The sequence below is a fragment of the Acinetobacter sp. AC1-2 genome, assembly GCF_016124155.1.
Lineage (GTDB): Bacteria > Pseudomonadota > Gammaproteobacteria > Pseudomonadales > Moraxellaceae > Acinetobacter > Acinetobacter calcoaceticus.
Genome location: NZ_JABFFO010000001.1, coordinates 2,187,708 through 2,203,155 on the forward strand (window position 1 = coordinate 2,187,708; position 15,448 = coordinate 2,203,155).

A 15,448-nucleotide genomic window follows, 5' to 3' on the forward strand; every position below is an offset into this window, starting at 1 on the left:
GTTTTTAATACAATAATTTAAATCTTATTGTTTTGCATAGATGCTGATTTCTACACGACGGTTTTGTTCACGACCAGACGCAGTTGAGTTATCTGCGATTGGGTTAGAAGAACCATAACCTTGTGCATCGATACGGCTAGATGAAAGGCCTTTACCAGCTAAATAGTTTTTAACTGATTGTGCACGTGATTGAGATAACGGAATGTTGATAGAGTCATTACCAGTGTTATCAGTATAACCAGTAACCAAAATCGCGCTCTTGTTATCTTCAGCCAATGTTTGAGCTACTTTGTCTAAAGTTGAATAGAAGTTTGGCTTGATGTTTGATTTGTTTGTATCAAAAGTAATGCTACCAGGCATAATCAATTGAACAGAGCCATCTGGATTACGACCAACGTCTACGCCAGTACCTGCCATTTGTTGACGTAATTTTTTCTCTTTCTGGTCAAGATATACACCACCAGCGGCACCAAGAACTGCACCAATTGCTGCAGCACGGTTGTTTTGACGGCTAGAGTTTGCACTTGATTTAGAAATACCGTAACCAGCAGCTGCGCCAATTAAAGTACCTAATGCGGCTTTATCGTATTCAACGCCACCAAGATTATTACCAGTTGTTTGACAACCAGATAGTACTACTGCTGCCCCTACCACTGTTGAAATAACTAATGCACGCATTGCATGCCTCCTCACTTTGTGTGTTTTGTTGTCTGGATGAATAATGAAACAAAAACGAAGTATAAAACATTGATATTTTGTTAATAATAAACACTTTAGTTACTTTTTTGTAATATTTTGATGCACTTTCAGATGCTAGCTCATCACAATTTCTTCATTGTTGTCTAAGATGTCGTTGTATTTCATATTACGATAGTTATAGTTAAACAACTTTTCTATGGATTTTAGACATTCGGGGTCATTCATATGTCAACTGCACCCAATAAGCAATCTGCGCTAAAAAAAATTACACGTGGACTCACTGTAGGTACAGTCATTACAGGAAGTACGTTTTTTCATGGTCCACCTGTTTTGGCATTAGGTCTGACCAAGCTATTAAAAAAATCATCAAAAATAGATGAAACCAATATCCAAATTACAAATAGCTGGTTAGGTGTTAATAATTGGTTGATTGATCATGTCTTACCAAATCTAAAATGGGACATTACGATCGATGAGGGACTTGACCTAAATATGCAAGGTCGTTATCTCATGACGTGTAACCATCAAAGTTGGGTCGATACAACGGTAAATCAATATTTTGGTTTAACCCGTATGCCACTCACCCGCTTTTTTACCAAATGGGAACTTATTTTTATTCCTTTTGTTGGGCAAGCATTTAAAATTTTAGGCTTCCCAATGATGAAACGTCACACCAAAGAACAGGTTGCAAAAAATCCTGAACTCAAAGACCGTGACATGATGGAAGCACGTAAAGCCTGCGAGCAGCTTTTAAGTCAACCATTTACATTATTGAATTATTTAGAAGGTACTCGTTTTACTCAAGAAAAACATGACCAGCAAAAATCACCATATAAGCATTTACTTAAACCTAAAGCGGGTGGTTTAGCCCTTGCATTAAATATCTTGGGTGACAAAATTGATGCCTTGGTTGATATGACGATTGTCTACCCTAATGGCGTACCCGGATATAGTAATTTCTGGCTAGGTGATGTTTCAAAAATTGCGGTAAATTTGCGTAAAATTGAAATTCCAGATTGGGTTCTTGGTGGAAACTATGAAGATGACGCGGTTTACCGTGAACGTTTCCAACAATGGGTCCATGAAATTTGGACCGAAAAAGATCAACTTATTGAGCAAATGAAATCTCAATATCTCACTACAAACCTTTAAAAAGCACTCGTTATTATGCAAAACAGTTCTGGGAAAAAAACGAAATATCACCATGTCGATCCAAACAGTCTTTCATTTAAGCTGTTTTTGATCTATGACATCTTTATGGTGTTCATTATCATTTTTAACCTGTTCTGTCTGGCTGCAAATTTCTTTTTAATGAGCAGTATTGGGGCATGGTTCTTCGAACACATTCATTTGCCCCAAATTGTGAGCTTTTACCGTAATTCCCTTCACCCATGGGTAATCACATCAGAAGCATGGTTTATTGGTTTTTTAATTGTTGAGTTACTTGTCCGCTGGGGCATTGCCATTATTTATAATCATCATAAACGTTGGTTCTTTTTCCCTTTTATTCACTGGTATGAAATTTTAGCCATTATTCCTCAGCTTCGTTTTTTACGTTTGTTTCGAGCAGGAATTATTGCTTATCGCTTACATGAGCTGGGCTATCCTGTTGTTCCGCCAAGCTGGCGAAAGACAGGTTTGTTTTACTATCGCGTCGTGATGGAAGAGCTGTCCGATCGTGTTGTTATTACGGTAATTGATGGTATTCGATATGAACTTGAAACCAGTTCTAGCCATAAACAAATTATTCACGACTTGGTTAATCATCATCGTGAACAATTTACTGTCACCTTAACAGCATTATTACAAGAGTCTTTAGCAACCGCTTTAAAAGAACAAAAGCCAGCAATTACAAAAGGCGTTGGGAAAATTGTAGATCAGGCTATAGTAGATACCCCTGAACTAACCCAGTTATTACGCTTAATTCCTTTAGTGGGTGGTCGCATTGAGCAACAGATTCAAAGTATTGGTCAAAGATTAGGTGAGAATATTAGTGCCGGTTTAATTGAGCCTCTCATTGAAAATTCATCAACTCATCCAAATCCGACTTATCAATTAATTTCTCAAAAAGTGAGTGAAATAAATATTAATAATCGTCAGCTTGAGCAATTGGTTGAATCTGTTGTGTTCGAGACACTCGAGTCTGTACGAAAACAAGTCAAGGTCAAACAATGGCAACAAACGCTTGCGGAGTATGATCGAATCAAAGAATAAGCATTTACTTAATTTTTTATGAATCTCGCTAGAGAATTGGCACAAATTGTTCTAGCATTTGCCCTATTTACAATAAACTTAACGCTATTACAGCTCGTTTAACGCCTTGAAGGAAGACTTATGGCTGATATACGGATTACCGGCAGAATGGTTAACTTTAGCAGGATAACCTTCGATACCAATGATCATGATGTGATCCGCCAGCAATTATCAAATATATTAAATGAAGGTTCCTATCAGGGAACTTTAGTAATTATTGACAGTACAGTTGAGCAAGAATTAATTGCATTGATTCAACTTCTGGTGAGCTTAGGTTTGCAACCTATGGCGGTAATCGATGGTATTTTAGGAGATGAAGCTCGCGCTATTCAATTCCCTGTTTTACCGGCAGATCAACCATTACAGCGTATTAAAGCCACAACCGAACAAGTGGCGATTGTAGAAAAACCGGCTACCGCTCCTGCCTCGTCTTCAGCAGAAACAAAAAAACCACTAAACAAGATAGCGGTTGCCCATATTACCTCTTATCATGATGAAATTTTGCGTACAGGCCAATCCCTCGTACAAGATAACGGCGATATTATTTTGAAAGCTGGCATGAATAGTGGTTCTGAAGTTATTGCATCAGGAAATATACATATTTATGGCACAGTTCGTGGTAGAGTCATTGCTGGTGCGGGCGGGCACGCAGCTGCACGCATTTTTTGCCAATCTTTAGAGGCTGAGCTCGTTTCCATTGCCGGAACGTATTGTGTCGCAGATGATATCCCTAAACATGTGGTAAAAAAGCCAGTACATATATATTTAAATGAAAAGCAAGAGCTTGAATTTGAAGCGATTGAACTTTAGTTTATTAAGTAAATCACCAAAAAACAGCCCTTTTAAGGGTGTATGACCATAATAGGAGTGGATTCGGTGGCCAAAATTGTTGTCGTAACATCAGGCAAAGGTGGTGTAGGTAAAACTACAACGAGCGCATCTTTTGCAACAGGTTTAGCCCTTCGTGGTCATAAAACTGTTGTGATTGATTTTGATGTAGGCTTACGTAACCTTGATTTGATTATGGGTTGTGAGCGTCGTGTTGTTTATGATTTTGTCAATGTTATTAACAACGAAGCACGTCTGCAGCAAGCCCTTATTCGTGATAAAGATATCGAAAACCTTTATATTTTACCGGCTTCACAAACACGTGATAAAGATGCGTTGAGCGACGAAGGTGTTGCTCGTGTTATTGATGAGCTATCTCAAGAATTTGATTACGTTATTTGTGACTCACCTGCTGGTATTGAGCGTGGTGCGATTTTAGCCATGTATCATGCAGATGAAGCAATCATTGTAACGAACCCTGAAATCTCTTCAGTACGTGACTCTGACCGCATTATTGGTATGTTAGATAGCAAAACCAAAAAAGTTGAACAAAACGAAGGACGTATACGTAAACATTTATGTATTACTCGTTTTAACCCTGAACGTGCTGACCGTCAGGAAATGCTAACAATTGATGATATTTCTAAAGATATTCTACGCGTACCGACATTAGGTGTTATTCCAGAATGTCCAAGTGTATTACAAGCATCAAACGAGGGTAAGCCAGTAATTCTATATTCAGAAACTAAAGCTGGTCAGGGTTATGATGATTTGGTTGCACGCTTTCTTGGCGAAGACCGTCCTTATCGACACATCACAGCTCAACCTAAAGGCTGGTTAGCACGACTATTTGGAGCGTAGTTATGGCAGGATTCTGGAGTAAATTATTTAGCAGTGACGAAAAGCCATCAAGTGCTCAAACTGCAAAAGATCGTTTGAAAGTTATTGTTGCTTCTGAACAAGGTTTAGGCCGCCGTTTAAGCCAAGACAAGATTGATCAGATGAAGAAAGAAATCATGCAAGTGGTCAGTCGTTATGTAAGTGGTGTAGGTGAACAGCATATCCAAATGCAGGTTCGCTCTGAAGCAAATATCGAAATGTTAGAAATGAATATCAATTTACCTGAAGAACGATAATTCTATTTCTGACTATTCAATAAAACAGAATCAAGGCAAAATAACGCAAGTTATTTTGCCTTTTTTAAAACTGAGGAGATTGTCATGGCATTATCACAGCCAGCAACTTTCAATGAAGAATGGTCCGATGAGCGTGTTTTTGCCTACCTCAACCAACTTCCGCCAACGGGTGTGAACGCAGATTTTCATGTGCTCTACCATGCATTTAAACATATGCGACCAACAGACTATGAACGTCTTTTGACTCAATTTATTGCGGACGGACGCGATATTAATGCCAAAGACCCTGAAGGCCAACGCATCCATGATGTGATTGCCAAATTTCCACGTCAATCGGCACCCTTTTTAGAAGTTCTAGCAAAGTTTGCTTAAAAATAAAAAGCCTCTTAAAGAGGCTTTTTTCTTACCTAGATTTATCGATTACCAATCAGAAAAATACCAAACACCGTAAAAATACCACCTGAAATACCATCAATCCATTTTGAAAAATTACGATAAGCTGATCTAAAACTCGGTAATGAAAAAATAAAAGTCACAAAGCAGAACCATAAAATCGTTTCAACCGTGACAATAATAAACAGTAACCAATGAACCTGATCAAGTTGAGGATTGGCTAAAAATAAAGAGAAAACACTACCAAAATAAATAACAGCCTTAGGATTTGATAGATTCGTTATAAGACCTTTAATAAAAAATAAGTAAGGTGCTTTGGGTAGCTCGACAGCAACAACATCTTCTTGCTGATTTTTTGAAAATGCTGAACGTAACATCTGATAGCCCAGCCAACATAGATATAAGCCACCAGCAATGAGTAAACCTTGCTTTAACCAAGCCATTTTCTCAAAAATAAGATTTAATCCCATCAGTGCCAAACAAGCCCAAAACATAACACCTGCTGTTATCCCAGCAACCACTAACATAGCGTCTTTACGTGATCGACTAATCGCTGTTTGAGATACAAGGAAAAAATCAGGCCCTGGAGTAATAAGTGCACAAAAATGGATAAAAGCTAAAGTAATCAGAGCAAGTAACATGTTTTCCTCCAGATTTAATTCATTGTTATTTATTTAGGAAAAATACATTAGCATTTTTTACTATACGATAAAATCTTTAAGTCATTTTATGGAAATGTTTATTTTTATTTAAATCATAAAAAAAGCCTCCGAAGAGGCTTTTTAGCTATTTCATATTAAACCAATATATCTCGCTTACCATTAGGGCCCATTGCGCTCACAATGCCGTTCTCTTCCATTTGATCAATGATACGAGCGGCACGGTTATAACCAAGGCTAAATTTACGCTGTAGCGATGAAGTAGAAGCTTTACGTGTTTCTAAGACAAATGAAACACATTGGTCATAAAGTGCATCACGATCAGAACCACCCTCGCCCTCTTCAAAACCACGTGAAGTTTGTTCTTCGTCAAATGGAGTCAAGATTTCGTCGACATAATCTGGTTCACCACGTTCACGCCAAGCATCACAAATGCGGTTTACTTCATCATCACTGATGAATGCACCATGCACACGCTCAGGTTCGATTTTACCAGGCCCCAAGAACAGCATATCACCATGGCCTAACAGATCTTCTGCACCGCCTGCATCCAAAATCGTACGCGAGTCAATTTTACTGTTTACACGTAATGCTACACGCGTTGGAATATTGGCTTTAATCAAACCCGTGATCACATCAACAGATGGGCGTTGGGTTGCAAGTAATAGGTGAATACCCGCAGCACGAGATTTTTGCGCCAACCGTGTAATCATTTCCTCTGCTTTTTTACCGACCTGCATAATCATGTCAGCGAACTCATCTGCCACAATCACAATAGATGGTAACGGTGTTAGACGAGGTGCACGTTCTTGAGTTGCCGAGTCACTCGGTTTCCAAGTTGGATCAATTAGATCTTCTCCATTCGCAATTGCTTCTTCAACTTTACGGTTGTAGTCACTTAATTTACGAATTTTAAGAAATGACATCAGCTTATAACGACGTTCCATCTCATTCACACACCAGTTCAACGCGCTTACTGCATCTTTCATGTCAGTAACGACTGGAGTTAATAAATGTGGAATATCATTATAGTTTGCAAGTTCTAGCTGTTTCGGATCGATTAAAATCAAACGCAACTGGTCAGGTGTATATTTAAGCAACATCGATAAAATCATCGAGTTTACCGCAACCGATTTACCCGAACCTGTCGTACCAGCAACCAACATATGTGGCGCTTTTGCTAAATCAGTTAATACCGGATTACCTGAAATATCTTTACCCATTGCCATACTGATTAATGCGCTTGGATCTCGATATATTGGCGTTTCCAATAGCTCAATCAAACGCACCATTTCACGGGCACTGTTTGGAACCTCAATACCAATATATGGTTTACCAGGAATAACCTCTACCACACGTACAGAAGCCATCGACATTGAGCGCGCTAAGTCACGCGAGATATTTGTTACTTTAGATGCTTTAACACCTGGTGCCAAATCTAACTCAAAACGGGTTACTACTGGCCCTGGTTGAGCTTCAACCACTTGAGCTTTAACATTAAATTCTTGTAACTTAATTTCAAGTAATTCAGATAAACGCGAAAGCTGCTCTTCAGTAAAATTAACTTTCTTATTCGGATCAACCTTATCAAGCAGCTCAAGGCCAGGTAATGTTGGTAAATCTAAACGCTTCTTGGCAACCTGCATTGCACGAGACATTAGTCGGCCTGATGCATCTGTTAATGGCGCATCGAAATCGAAATCGTCTTCATCAATATCAGGATTATCCTGTGGTTTCCCAGCAGTTTCTTGCCAAGCTTCAATAAACTCTTCTTTTGAAAGCTTATCAGCTTGAATTGTCGTTTGAATAGGCGCTTTTACAAATGCTGAAGACTGAGCATAACTACTTGCTCTTACAGGTTCTACTGGCGCAATATCTTCATCTATTAATAAGTCATCAAAGTCTTCAAAAACTTGTTCGTTTGCTAAATTTTTAGGTGACTGATTTACATTCGATAAAGGTGAAGAAGTTTCTTTTGCAATATTCACCGATTGCGAAGTAGGTTCTGCATCTACATGCTGCTCTTGAACAAATGGTGTATGCACATCTGTTGCAGTTTTGCTGTTTGGAACTGCAGCGAGCAATTCATCAAAAATCTCATCATCATTCCAATCAAGACCATGTAAATCTTGTTTAGGTGTAGGTTGAGTTTGATGAACTTGAGAAATTGTTTGCTGGAATTGCTCATGAGCAGGTAATTGCTCTGTTGACTCATCAGCTGCTCTCAAAAGTGCATCAATTTCTTGCTTATGGCTCGCATCATCACGTTGTAAAGCACGCCATACCTCACCAGTAGCGACTAAACGTTGGCTGTCTTTTTCAAGCTTATGGGCTTGCTCAAGCGTATGCTCAAAGTTTTGAGTATTGGCAATGGGTGTATCTACTACAGATTCAGGTCGGCTCTGCTCTTTCGCTAGCACATCTGCAAATAGGCGCTCAGCAACCGCATCATGTCGTGTTGCCGCAGATTGTGGTTGAGTACTTTCAGATTGGACTGATGCTACTTTCTCATTTGAAGCATTTGTCTCTGCATTTTCTGCAACTTTAACCGCGGCTGCTTTATTAGCAGGCTGAGTTGTTAAATCATAATCCGATTCGTTCGGTGATACGTTTTTATAAAATAAATCTTGTAAATAACTTGGTGTCGCTTTAAGCGTAATCCATGTTTTACTCCATTGCACCCCAAATGCAAGAGTAAACAAGACCACTCCGAAAACCAGTAAAAATAAGGTCGCACCGTAAATCGTTAGCAATTGAGATAAGCTCTGACCTAACTCGTAACCAATAATTCCCCCAGCTGCATTATCTAAAGTATCAGCAGGCACATTCCAGTGTAAATAAAGCAGGCTAGACACAACCAGAATTAAAAAGAATTGTGCAGCATAACGAAATGGGCGGTTTAAAAAACTACGCGGCCACCACACCTGAATTGCTTCAATGAAAAGGAAAATTGGAATAAGCAAACTTGCCCATCCTAAAAAACCAAACAGCAAATCTGCAATCCATGCACCAGCAATACCACTTGCGTTGGATACTTGCTGAGTATCACTGGAAATATGCATCCAGCCTGGGTCAAATGGTGTATATGTTACTGTTGCCAGAAACATATAAATGCCAAAAGAAACCAAGAATAATGTCATCAATAAGCGCTGTGCATAAACACTCGACACCGCAGTCATATACTGTCCTGTAACCCATTTAATTATTGGTTTAGAGATGTGAAGAACTACACTTAGATCTTCAACGAATGAACTTTATATTATGCACCTGTTCTTACAAAAAAGGTGCATGATTCTTTACAGTTGTTGTTAACATGAGCCACTTCTATATTGTTATATAACTTAATTCGATTGACCTGATCAATATTATCCACATTGATTTCACGCTATTGGTCGACAAATTCACGTATAATTTTCAAAATTCTCGAAATTAATAAGGATACCCTCAATGAGTGCTCGTCATTCTCGGTTAATTATTCTCGGTTCTGGTCCTGCTGGTTATAGTGCAGCTGTCTATGCAGCACGTGCCAACCTTAAACCTACTTTAATTGCAGGTTTACAACTAGGTGGCCAACTTACAACAACAACCGAAGTTGACAACTGGCCGGGCGATCCTGAAGGTTTAACAGGTCCTGCATTAATGGATCGTATGCAAGCACATGCTGAACGCTTTGGTACAGAACTCGTCTATGACCATATTAACGAAGTGGACTTAAATGTACGTCCTTTTGTTCTTAAAGGTGATATGGAAGAGTACACATGTGACGCTTTGATTATTGCAACTGGTGCTACGGCTCAGTACCTTGGTCTAGAGTCTGAACAGAAATTTATGGGCCAAGGCGTAAGTGCCTGTGCAACATGTGATGGTTTCTTCTACAAAAATCAAAAAGTGATGGTTGTAGGCGGTGGTAACACTGCTGTTGAAGAAGCGCTTTATTTATCAAATATCGCTGCACATGTAACGCTAGTACACCGCCGTGATAGCTTACGTTCTGAAAAGATTTTGCAAGATCATTTATTTGCCAAAGAAAAAGAAGGCAAAATCAGCATTATCTGGAATCATGAAGTTGAAGAAGTATTGGGTGACAATACTGGCGTAACAAGTGTTCGCCTTAAATCAACTCAAGATGAAACTAAGCAAGGCGTAGAAGTTCATGGTCTATTCGTTGCAATCGGTCATAAACCGAACACTGCAATGTTTGATGGTCAATTAAACTTACGTGATGGCTATATTCAAGTGCAAAGCGGCACTTCAGGTAATGCAACAGCAACTTCTGTAGCAGGCGTTTTTGCTGCTGGTGACGTAGCTGACAGTATTTATCGTCAAGCCATTACTTCTGCTGGGTCAGGTTGTATGGCGGCACTTGATGCTGAAAAATATCTAGATAATCTCGGTTAATTCAATTAACACAAAAGACATTCAATGCTCTATTGAATGTCTTTTTTAATAGTGTTTTATTTCATCATATTTTCAAAATGGTCCAAATGCGTAAAACGTCCCGACCTCGTCTGATATTGGTCAATCTGAGGAACTAACCGTTGAAAGTGTTCAGACTGGACATGTCGATCTAATGCGGCTCGATCTACCCATTCTTCAATAAAAACAAAATGTCCTAAATTTTTTATATCATGATATAAATCGTACGCAATACACCCTTCTTCACATCTCGTTTTTTCAACGAGTTCTTGATAAAGCGGTAAAACAAAATCAATTTTTTTAATATCAATAAAATCTTCTGCAATAAGTTTTAGCATTAAGCAAACCTTTTCTATTCGTTTATTCATGCTAAAGATGAACAATAAAAATTGTCAATGAAGCTGAGTTACGTTAATTTTGAATCATTCTATTTCATTTTATCTTCTATGCAGAAACTTCCACTTTCTCAATTCATTTTCCCTGACCCCATTGAATCTGATCCGGATGGTCATGGTTTAATTTGTATTGGAGCTGATCTCTCCCCTTCTACTCTGTATGAAGCGTACACCCATGGATTATTTCCGTGGTTTAATGAAGATGAGCCCATTTGTTGGTGGAGTCCCGAACCTCGTTGTGTCATCTACCCTCAAAATTATAAGCCGAGCAAGTCACTACTTAGAAATATGAAAAAATATGACTATGCGATTACGGTTAATCATGCCTTTGAACAAGTTATTCGCTCATGTTCTCTACCAAGAACTTATGCAGATGAAACATGGATTAGTGAAGATATTATTCAGGGCTACTGTGAGATGTTTAATGCTGGCTATGGTTACAGTATTGAAATCTGGGAAGAAGATAAACTTGTTGGAGGTTTGTACGGAATTACGATTGGCAAAGGATGCTTCGGTGAGTCAATGTTTAGCAATGAAACTGATGTTTCAAAAATGGCTTTTTACACATTAATGCTGATTGGGCAAGAAAATCAGCTCCCTTGGGTAGACTGTCAACTTGTAAATAGTCACTTAATTAGCTTGGGCGCTTGTACACTTTCTCGTCAAGACTACTTAAAATCGTTACAAGATGTAATTATTCACCCCTCTATCAATTGGAAAAAGTATCAAGAACGTGTATTTTCAAGTAAAACAATAGCATTAGATGCAAAATTAATGGAATGATAACAGGAGGGACCAATCATGAAATCATATCACCCGAAGTCCCTTTTAAATGATCTGCAGTATTATATTACTCCACCTCATGATTGCAGCTACCTAGAAAACAAATCGGCGCGCATGGTGTTTTTAGACCCTATTCATCGGATTGATGTGGTCACTCTTTCAGAACTTTCTCGTTTAGGATTTCGTCGTAGCGGTGACTTCGTTTATCGCCCTGAATGCCATTTATGTAGACAATGTTTGTCTTGTCGTGTTCCAGTTGACGACTTTCAAATGAATAGCTTGCAAAAAAAAGCATGGAAACGAAATCAAGATCTGACCATGACTATTTTGCCTACTCAGCAAGCAGCACAAATTCATTACGATTTATATGAACGCTATATTAATGAACGCCATGCTGATGGTGATATGTTTCCACCTAGCTTAGATCAGTTTGAAAAGTTTTTAGTACATAGTTGTACAGATAGCTTTTTTCTTGAGCTTTGGAAAGATAACCGTTTAATCAGTGTGTCTACCTGCGATTTAATGGATGATGGACTATCGGCTGTCTATACATTCTTTGATCCCGATGAGCATCGCAGATCACTTGGTGTCTACTCTATTCTTAACCAAATTGAATATGTGAAATCGCTCGGTTTAGAATATCTTTATTTAGGCTATTGGGTGCCCCACTCAGCAAAAATGAATTATAAATCGCAATATACCCCTTTAGAACTTCTATTAGATGGACAATGGCGTCGTTTAAACAGATCCTTATCACCAGAAGAAATACAACAGTTAGGTACCTCTCTGATGACCACATTACCTTCTGAATGGAATAATTTAATTATTAAATGATTTTAATCCTGTCTTTTTGTTTGGTCAGCAACTAGACAGGTGTTTTAAAACAACGATGCAAAATCGTCGGTACAGGTTTTTACCATAATTACGGCATGTTCACGCCCACCTTCTTGGGTAGGATAATAATTGCGACGTAGATCTATTTGGTGAAAACCTGTTTTCTCATACAGAGCAATAGCTGCTTTATTACTTTCACGAACTTCTAAAAATATTTGTACGGGCTGATTTTTTAACTGATCAATTGATGCATTTAATAACTCATACCCGAGACCTTGTCCTTGCATTTTAGGATCAACTGCCATGAGTAATAGATTCGCTTCATCTAGCACTGGCTGTAAAATACAAAACCCAACTACTCTATTTTGTGACTCAATGACTGTACATTGATAGGAGTTCAAAGATTCTACAAATTGCTGTCTTGACCATGGGTGTGTTTGCACTGATTTTTCGATTTGTACAACAATATCAATATCAGTGTTTTGCATAGTACGAATCATGAGTTCCAACACAATCAGAGTTTTAAAGGAATGCGTATTATAAAAACTTCACAAGAAAAAACGAGCAAAAAAAAGGACAATTAAATTGTCCTTTTTTATCGTTCTTTTTAGAGACCTAACTTTTCACGCCAAGTTGCAAGCAATGCTGTAGTGTCAGAATCATTTGGATGAAATTTTGGTCTTAAGAAATCAAGTAACTCTGGAATCTGGCGGGTCATAAAACCTTTACGACCATACATGAACTTGAGCATGTATTTAGTATCTTTCCATGTTAATTTTCCATCGGTTTTTAATAACTTGGCAGTAAAATGTGTCTGCGTTGCAAAAATTAATGCCATTGCAATGATTAAAGCCGTTGAACGCATAAAATAAGCTTTTGGCCCTTGTCCATACATACTTGTATACACATCAAATGCCACAGCTTTATGCTCATTTTCTTCTACAGCATGCCACATCCACAAATGATACATCGTGTCATCTTGGAACATCGCTTGAATTTCAGGATTTTGTAAAAGTTCAGCTGCAATAGTCGAAGTGAAATGCTCTAAAGCACACGTTCCGGTCAAATCAATCATTTCTTTGGTATAACCAAAAGGTTTCATTAATTTAGTGACAACGGCAGTACCAACCTTAATGACAGTACCAGTCTGCTTTTCCATATGACGAACATCATATCCGTAAGCTTGCGCTGAGGCATTAAAAGCAAGATGTTCTTTTGAATGCATTGCTTCTTGGCCAATAAAGGCGCTAATTTCTTTTTGAAGATCGGGATCAGCAAGTTTTGGGTCATTTCGCACAGCACGCGTGCTATTTACAAAGAACTGTTCACCTTCGGGAAAAAGGGCCGATAATGCTGTCATAAAATGGGTTAATCCTGCATCATAATTTGCCCAATAACGAGGGACCTGAGCAAATTCAAAGTCCATACGACGAACAGGGAAACTAGCACCAGCACGATTTGAAATATTTACTTTAGCATTCATCTCAGACTCCTTTTAAGTGAATAGCTAATTCACATATAACTTTATTTATTTTCTTAATATTTATAATCATACGTCTTTCAATGTGCCAATTAAGTGCAGATGAGGACAGAGAAATATCAGATGAGGTCATTAATCACCCTATAAAGGTGCATAGATGTGCTAATCGTTATTGTTAGTACTTAAAAAGAAAAAGGGCTACCAATGAGCCCTTTCAAATCAACATAGATTTAAATTACAAACCTAATTTTGCTTTCCATGTTTTCAATAGACCTACTGTATCCAAATCATTTGGATGAAAACCAGGCTTAAAGTAAGCCAGCATTTCTTTAGCCATGCCAGTAATGATACCTTTCGATGGGCTATATGCGTATTTATAAATTACTGATAATTCACCTAAATTCAATTTTTTATCTTGCTTTAATAGACGAAGTACAAAAGAAGACTGAATCAAGAAAATCAAAGTCATTGCAAATACTAAAGAACTCGTACGTAATGCATAAGCTTTTACGCCTTTACCAAATACACCTTCGTACACATCAAAAGCTACGGCTTTATGCTCATTTTCTTCGATAGCATGCCAATACCACATCGTTGACATGGTTTCATCTGTCATCAACTCTTGAATATGCTTATTGACTAATAACTGTGAAGCAATGGTAGCGGTAAAATGTTCAAGTGCTGTTGTAGCAGTCAGGTCAACCATTTCTTTAGTCATACCAAAAGGTTTGACAATTTTTACAAAAGCTTGAATTGCTGTTTGAATCGCTGTGTCAGTAAATTTCTCTAACGTTTCAACGTCGTGACCAAACTTTTGAGCAGAGGCATTAAAGTTCACATGCTCTTGAGTATGCATTGCTTCTTGCCCAATGAAAGCACTAATCTCTTTCTGAAGCGCTTCATCATCTTTAATAGATGGGTGATAACGTACTGCACGTACACTATCAATAAAGAATTTTTCACCAGCCGGAAACAACGCTGACAATGCTGTCATAAAGTGTGTTAGTCCAGCAGAACCATTCATCCAATATTCTGGTACATCATTAAAGTCAAAGTTCATACGACGTACAGGAAAGCTCGCCCCTGCACGATTAGTAATATTCACTTTAGCATTCATACCCAAAGCTGCTTAATAAGTAACCCAAGTTACTCAAACTTTATTGTTCGTTTTCTTGATTCTTATCATACAAATTTAATAAAAAGGATTAAGTGTAAATAAGGACATTGAAATATCAGTTAAGGCCAGCTTTTATAGTGATTGTTAGACAATTAAATATAAAAAAAGCGCTCTAAAAAGAGCGCTTTTTTTCACTGAAAGTGATTATGCAGTTACTTTCGCAACAACACCAGCACCTACAGTACGACCACCTTCACGGATCGCAAAACGTAGACCTGGGTCCATTGCGATTGGGTGGATTAATTCTACTGACATTTCAACGTTGTCGCCTGGCATAACCATTTCAACGCCGTCTTGTAATTGGATTGCGCCAGTTACGTCAGTTGTACGGAAGTAGAACTGTGGACGGTAGCCGTTAAGGAATGGAGTATGACGACCACCTTCTTCTTTAGAAA

16 protein-coding genes and 1 pseudogene are annotated in these 15,448 nt (G+C 38.3%); 9 read left to right on the forward strand and 8 right to left on the reverse strand.

Features of this window, described 5'->3' with window-relative positions; genetic code table 11:
* Positions 1–24: 24 nt before the first annotated feature.
* The gene (locus tag HL290_RS10110) at positions 25–678 is read right to left on the reverse strand and encodes an OmpA family protein (RefSeq protein ID WP_198496362.1); all 654 of its coding nucleotides are present in this window, start codon (positions 676–678) and stop codon (positions 25–27) included.
* A 246-nt stretch (positions 679–924) separates the two neighbouring features.
* On the opposite strand from HL290_RS10110, the gene HL290_RS10115 reads away from it, so the two are divergent.
* The 6 genes from HL290_RS10115 to HL290_RS10140 all read left to right on the forward strand — a co-directional run bounded on the left by HL290_RS10115 (position 925) and on the right by HL290_RS10140 (position 5,288).
* Positions 925–1,851 (forward strand): acyltransferase, encoded by a 927-nt coding sequence (locus HL290_RS10115; protein WP_045434764.1) that lies wholly within the window; start codon positions 925–927, stop codon positions 1,849–1,851.
* Positions 1,852–1,866: 15 nt separating this feature from the next.
* Positions 1,867–2,913 (forward strand): preprotein translocase subunit SecA, encoded by a 1,047-nt coding sequence (locus HL290_RS10120; RefSeq protein WP_198496363.1) that lies wholly within the window; start codon positions 1,867–1,869, stop codon positions 2,911–2,913.
* A 120-nt stretch (positions 2,914–3,033) separates the two neighbouring features.
* On the forward strand, positions 3,034–3,762 hold the full coding sequence (gene minC, locus HL290_RS10125; protein ID WP_004641649.1) for a septum site-determining protein MinC: 729 nt from the start codon (positions 3,034–3,036) through the stop codon (positions 3,760–3,762).
* Positions 3,763–3,828: 66 nt separating this feature from the next.
* Positions 3,829–4,641: a septum site-determining protein MinD gene (gene minD / locus HL290_RS10130; RefSeq protein ID WP_004641647.1), complete on the forward strand. Its 813-nt coding sequence runs from the start codon at positions 3,829–3,831 to the stop codon at positions 4,639–4,641.
* A gap of 2 nt (positions 4,642–4,643) precedes the next feature.
* Complete coding sequence (gene minE / locus HL290_RS10135) at positions 4,644–4,916, forward strand: cell division topological specificity factor MinE (RefSeq protein ID WP_003653273.1); 273 nt, start codon at positions 4,644–4,646, stop codon at positions 4,914–4,916.
* An 84-nt stretch (positions 4,917–5,000) separates the two neighbouring features.
* Entirely contained in the window at positions 5,001–5,288 is a 288-nt protein-coding gene (locus tag HL290_RS10140; RefSeq protein ID WP_005048600.1) for a PA4642 family protein, read from the forward strand.
* 41 nt (positions 5,289–5,329) lie between these two features.
* Here HL290_RS10140 and rhtC read toward each other — a convergent pair whose 3' ends face one another.
* Together rhtC and HL290_RS10150 are read right to left on the reverse strand one after the other, a co-directional pair.
* Positions 5,330–5,950: a threonine export protein RhtC gene (gene rhtC, locus HL290_RS10145; protein ID WP_004641642.1), complete on the reverse strand. Its 621-nt coding sequence runs from the start codon at positions 5,948–5,950 to the stop codon at positions 5,330–5,332.
* A 155-nt stretch (positions 5,951–6,105) separates the two neighbouring features.
* Positions 6,106–9,147 carry a DNA translocase FtsK gene (locus HL290_RS10150; protein WP_198496364.1) on the reverse strand — a complete coding sequence of 1,014 codons (3,042 nt, stop codon included), beginning with the start codon at positions 9,145–9,147 and terminating at the stop codon, positions 6,106–6,108.
* Between the two features lie 268 nt (positions 9,148–9,415).
* On the opposite strand from HL290_RS10150, the gene trxB reads away from it, so the two are divergent.
* Positions 9,416–10,366 carry a thioredoxin-disulfide reductase gene (trxB, locus tag HL290_RS10155; protein WP_198496365.1) on the forward strand — a complete coding sequence of 317 codons (951 nt, stop codon included), beginning with the start codon at positions 9,416–9,418 and terminating at the stop codon, positions 10,364–10,366.
* Positions 10,367–10,422: 56 nt separating this feature from the next.
* Here trxB and HL290_RS10160 read toward each other — a convergent pair whose 3' ends face one another.
* The gene (locus tag HL290_RS10160) at positions 10,423–10,722 is read right to left on the reverse strand and encodes a putative quinol monooxygenase (RefSeq protein ID WP_017388656.1); all 300 of its coding nucleotides are present in this window, start codon (positions 10,720–10,722) and stop codon (positions 10,423–10,425) included.
* 108 nt (positions 10,723–10,830) lie between these two features.
* Here HL290_RS10160 and aat point away from each other — a divergent pair, with 108 nt between their 5' ends.
* Both aat and HL290_RS10170 read left to right on the forward strand, forming a co-directional pair.
* Positions 10,831–11,562 carry a leucyl/phenylalanyl-tRNA--protein transferase gene (aat, locus tag HL290_RS10165; RefSeq protein WP_026057138.1) on the forward strand — a complete coding sequence of 244 codons (732 nt, stop codon included), beginning with the start codon at positions 10,831–10,833 and terminating at the stop codon, positions 11,560–11,562.
* Positions 11,563–11,580: 18 nt separating this feature from the next.
* Positions 11,581–12,396: an arginyltransferase gene (locus HL290_RS10170; RefSeq protein WP_198496366.1), complete on the forward strand. Its 816-nt coding sequence runs from the start codon at positions 11,581–11,583 to the stop codon at positions 12,394–12,396.
* Between the two features lie 44 nt (positions 12,397–12,440).
* Here HL290_RS10170 and rimI read toward each other — a convergent pair whose 3' ends face one another.
* The 4 genes and pseudogenes from rimI to HL290_RS10190 all read right to left on the reverse strand — a co-directional run.
* On the reverse strand, positions 12,441–12,896 hold the full coding sequence (rimI, locus tag HL290_RS10175; protein ID WP_005042667.1) for a ribosomal protein S18-alanine N-acetyltransferase: 456 nt from the start codon (positions 12,894–12,896) through the stop codon (positions 12,441–12,443).
* A gap of 107 nt (positions 12,897–13,003) precedes the next feature.
* Complete coding sequence (locus HL290_RS10180; protein ID WP_151744828.1) at positions 13,004–13,879, reverse strand: metal-dependent hydrolase; 876 nt, start codon at positions 13,877–13,879, stop codon at positions 13,004–13,006.
* 232 nt (positions 13,880–14,111) lie between these two features.
* Positions 14,112–14,993 carry a metal-dependent hydrolase gene (locus tag HL290_RS10185; RefSeq protein ID WP_005048618.1) on the reverse strand — a complete coding sequence of 294 codons (882 nt, stop codon included), beginning with the start codon at positions 14,991–14,993 and terminating at the stop codon, positions 14,112–14,114.
* A 204-nt stretch (positions 14,994–15,197) separates the two neighbouring features.
* Positions 15,198–15,448: pseudogene (locus tag HL290_RS10190) on the reverse strand (elongation factor Tu); the annotation flags it as partial.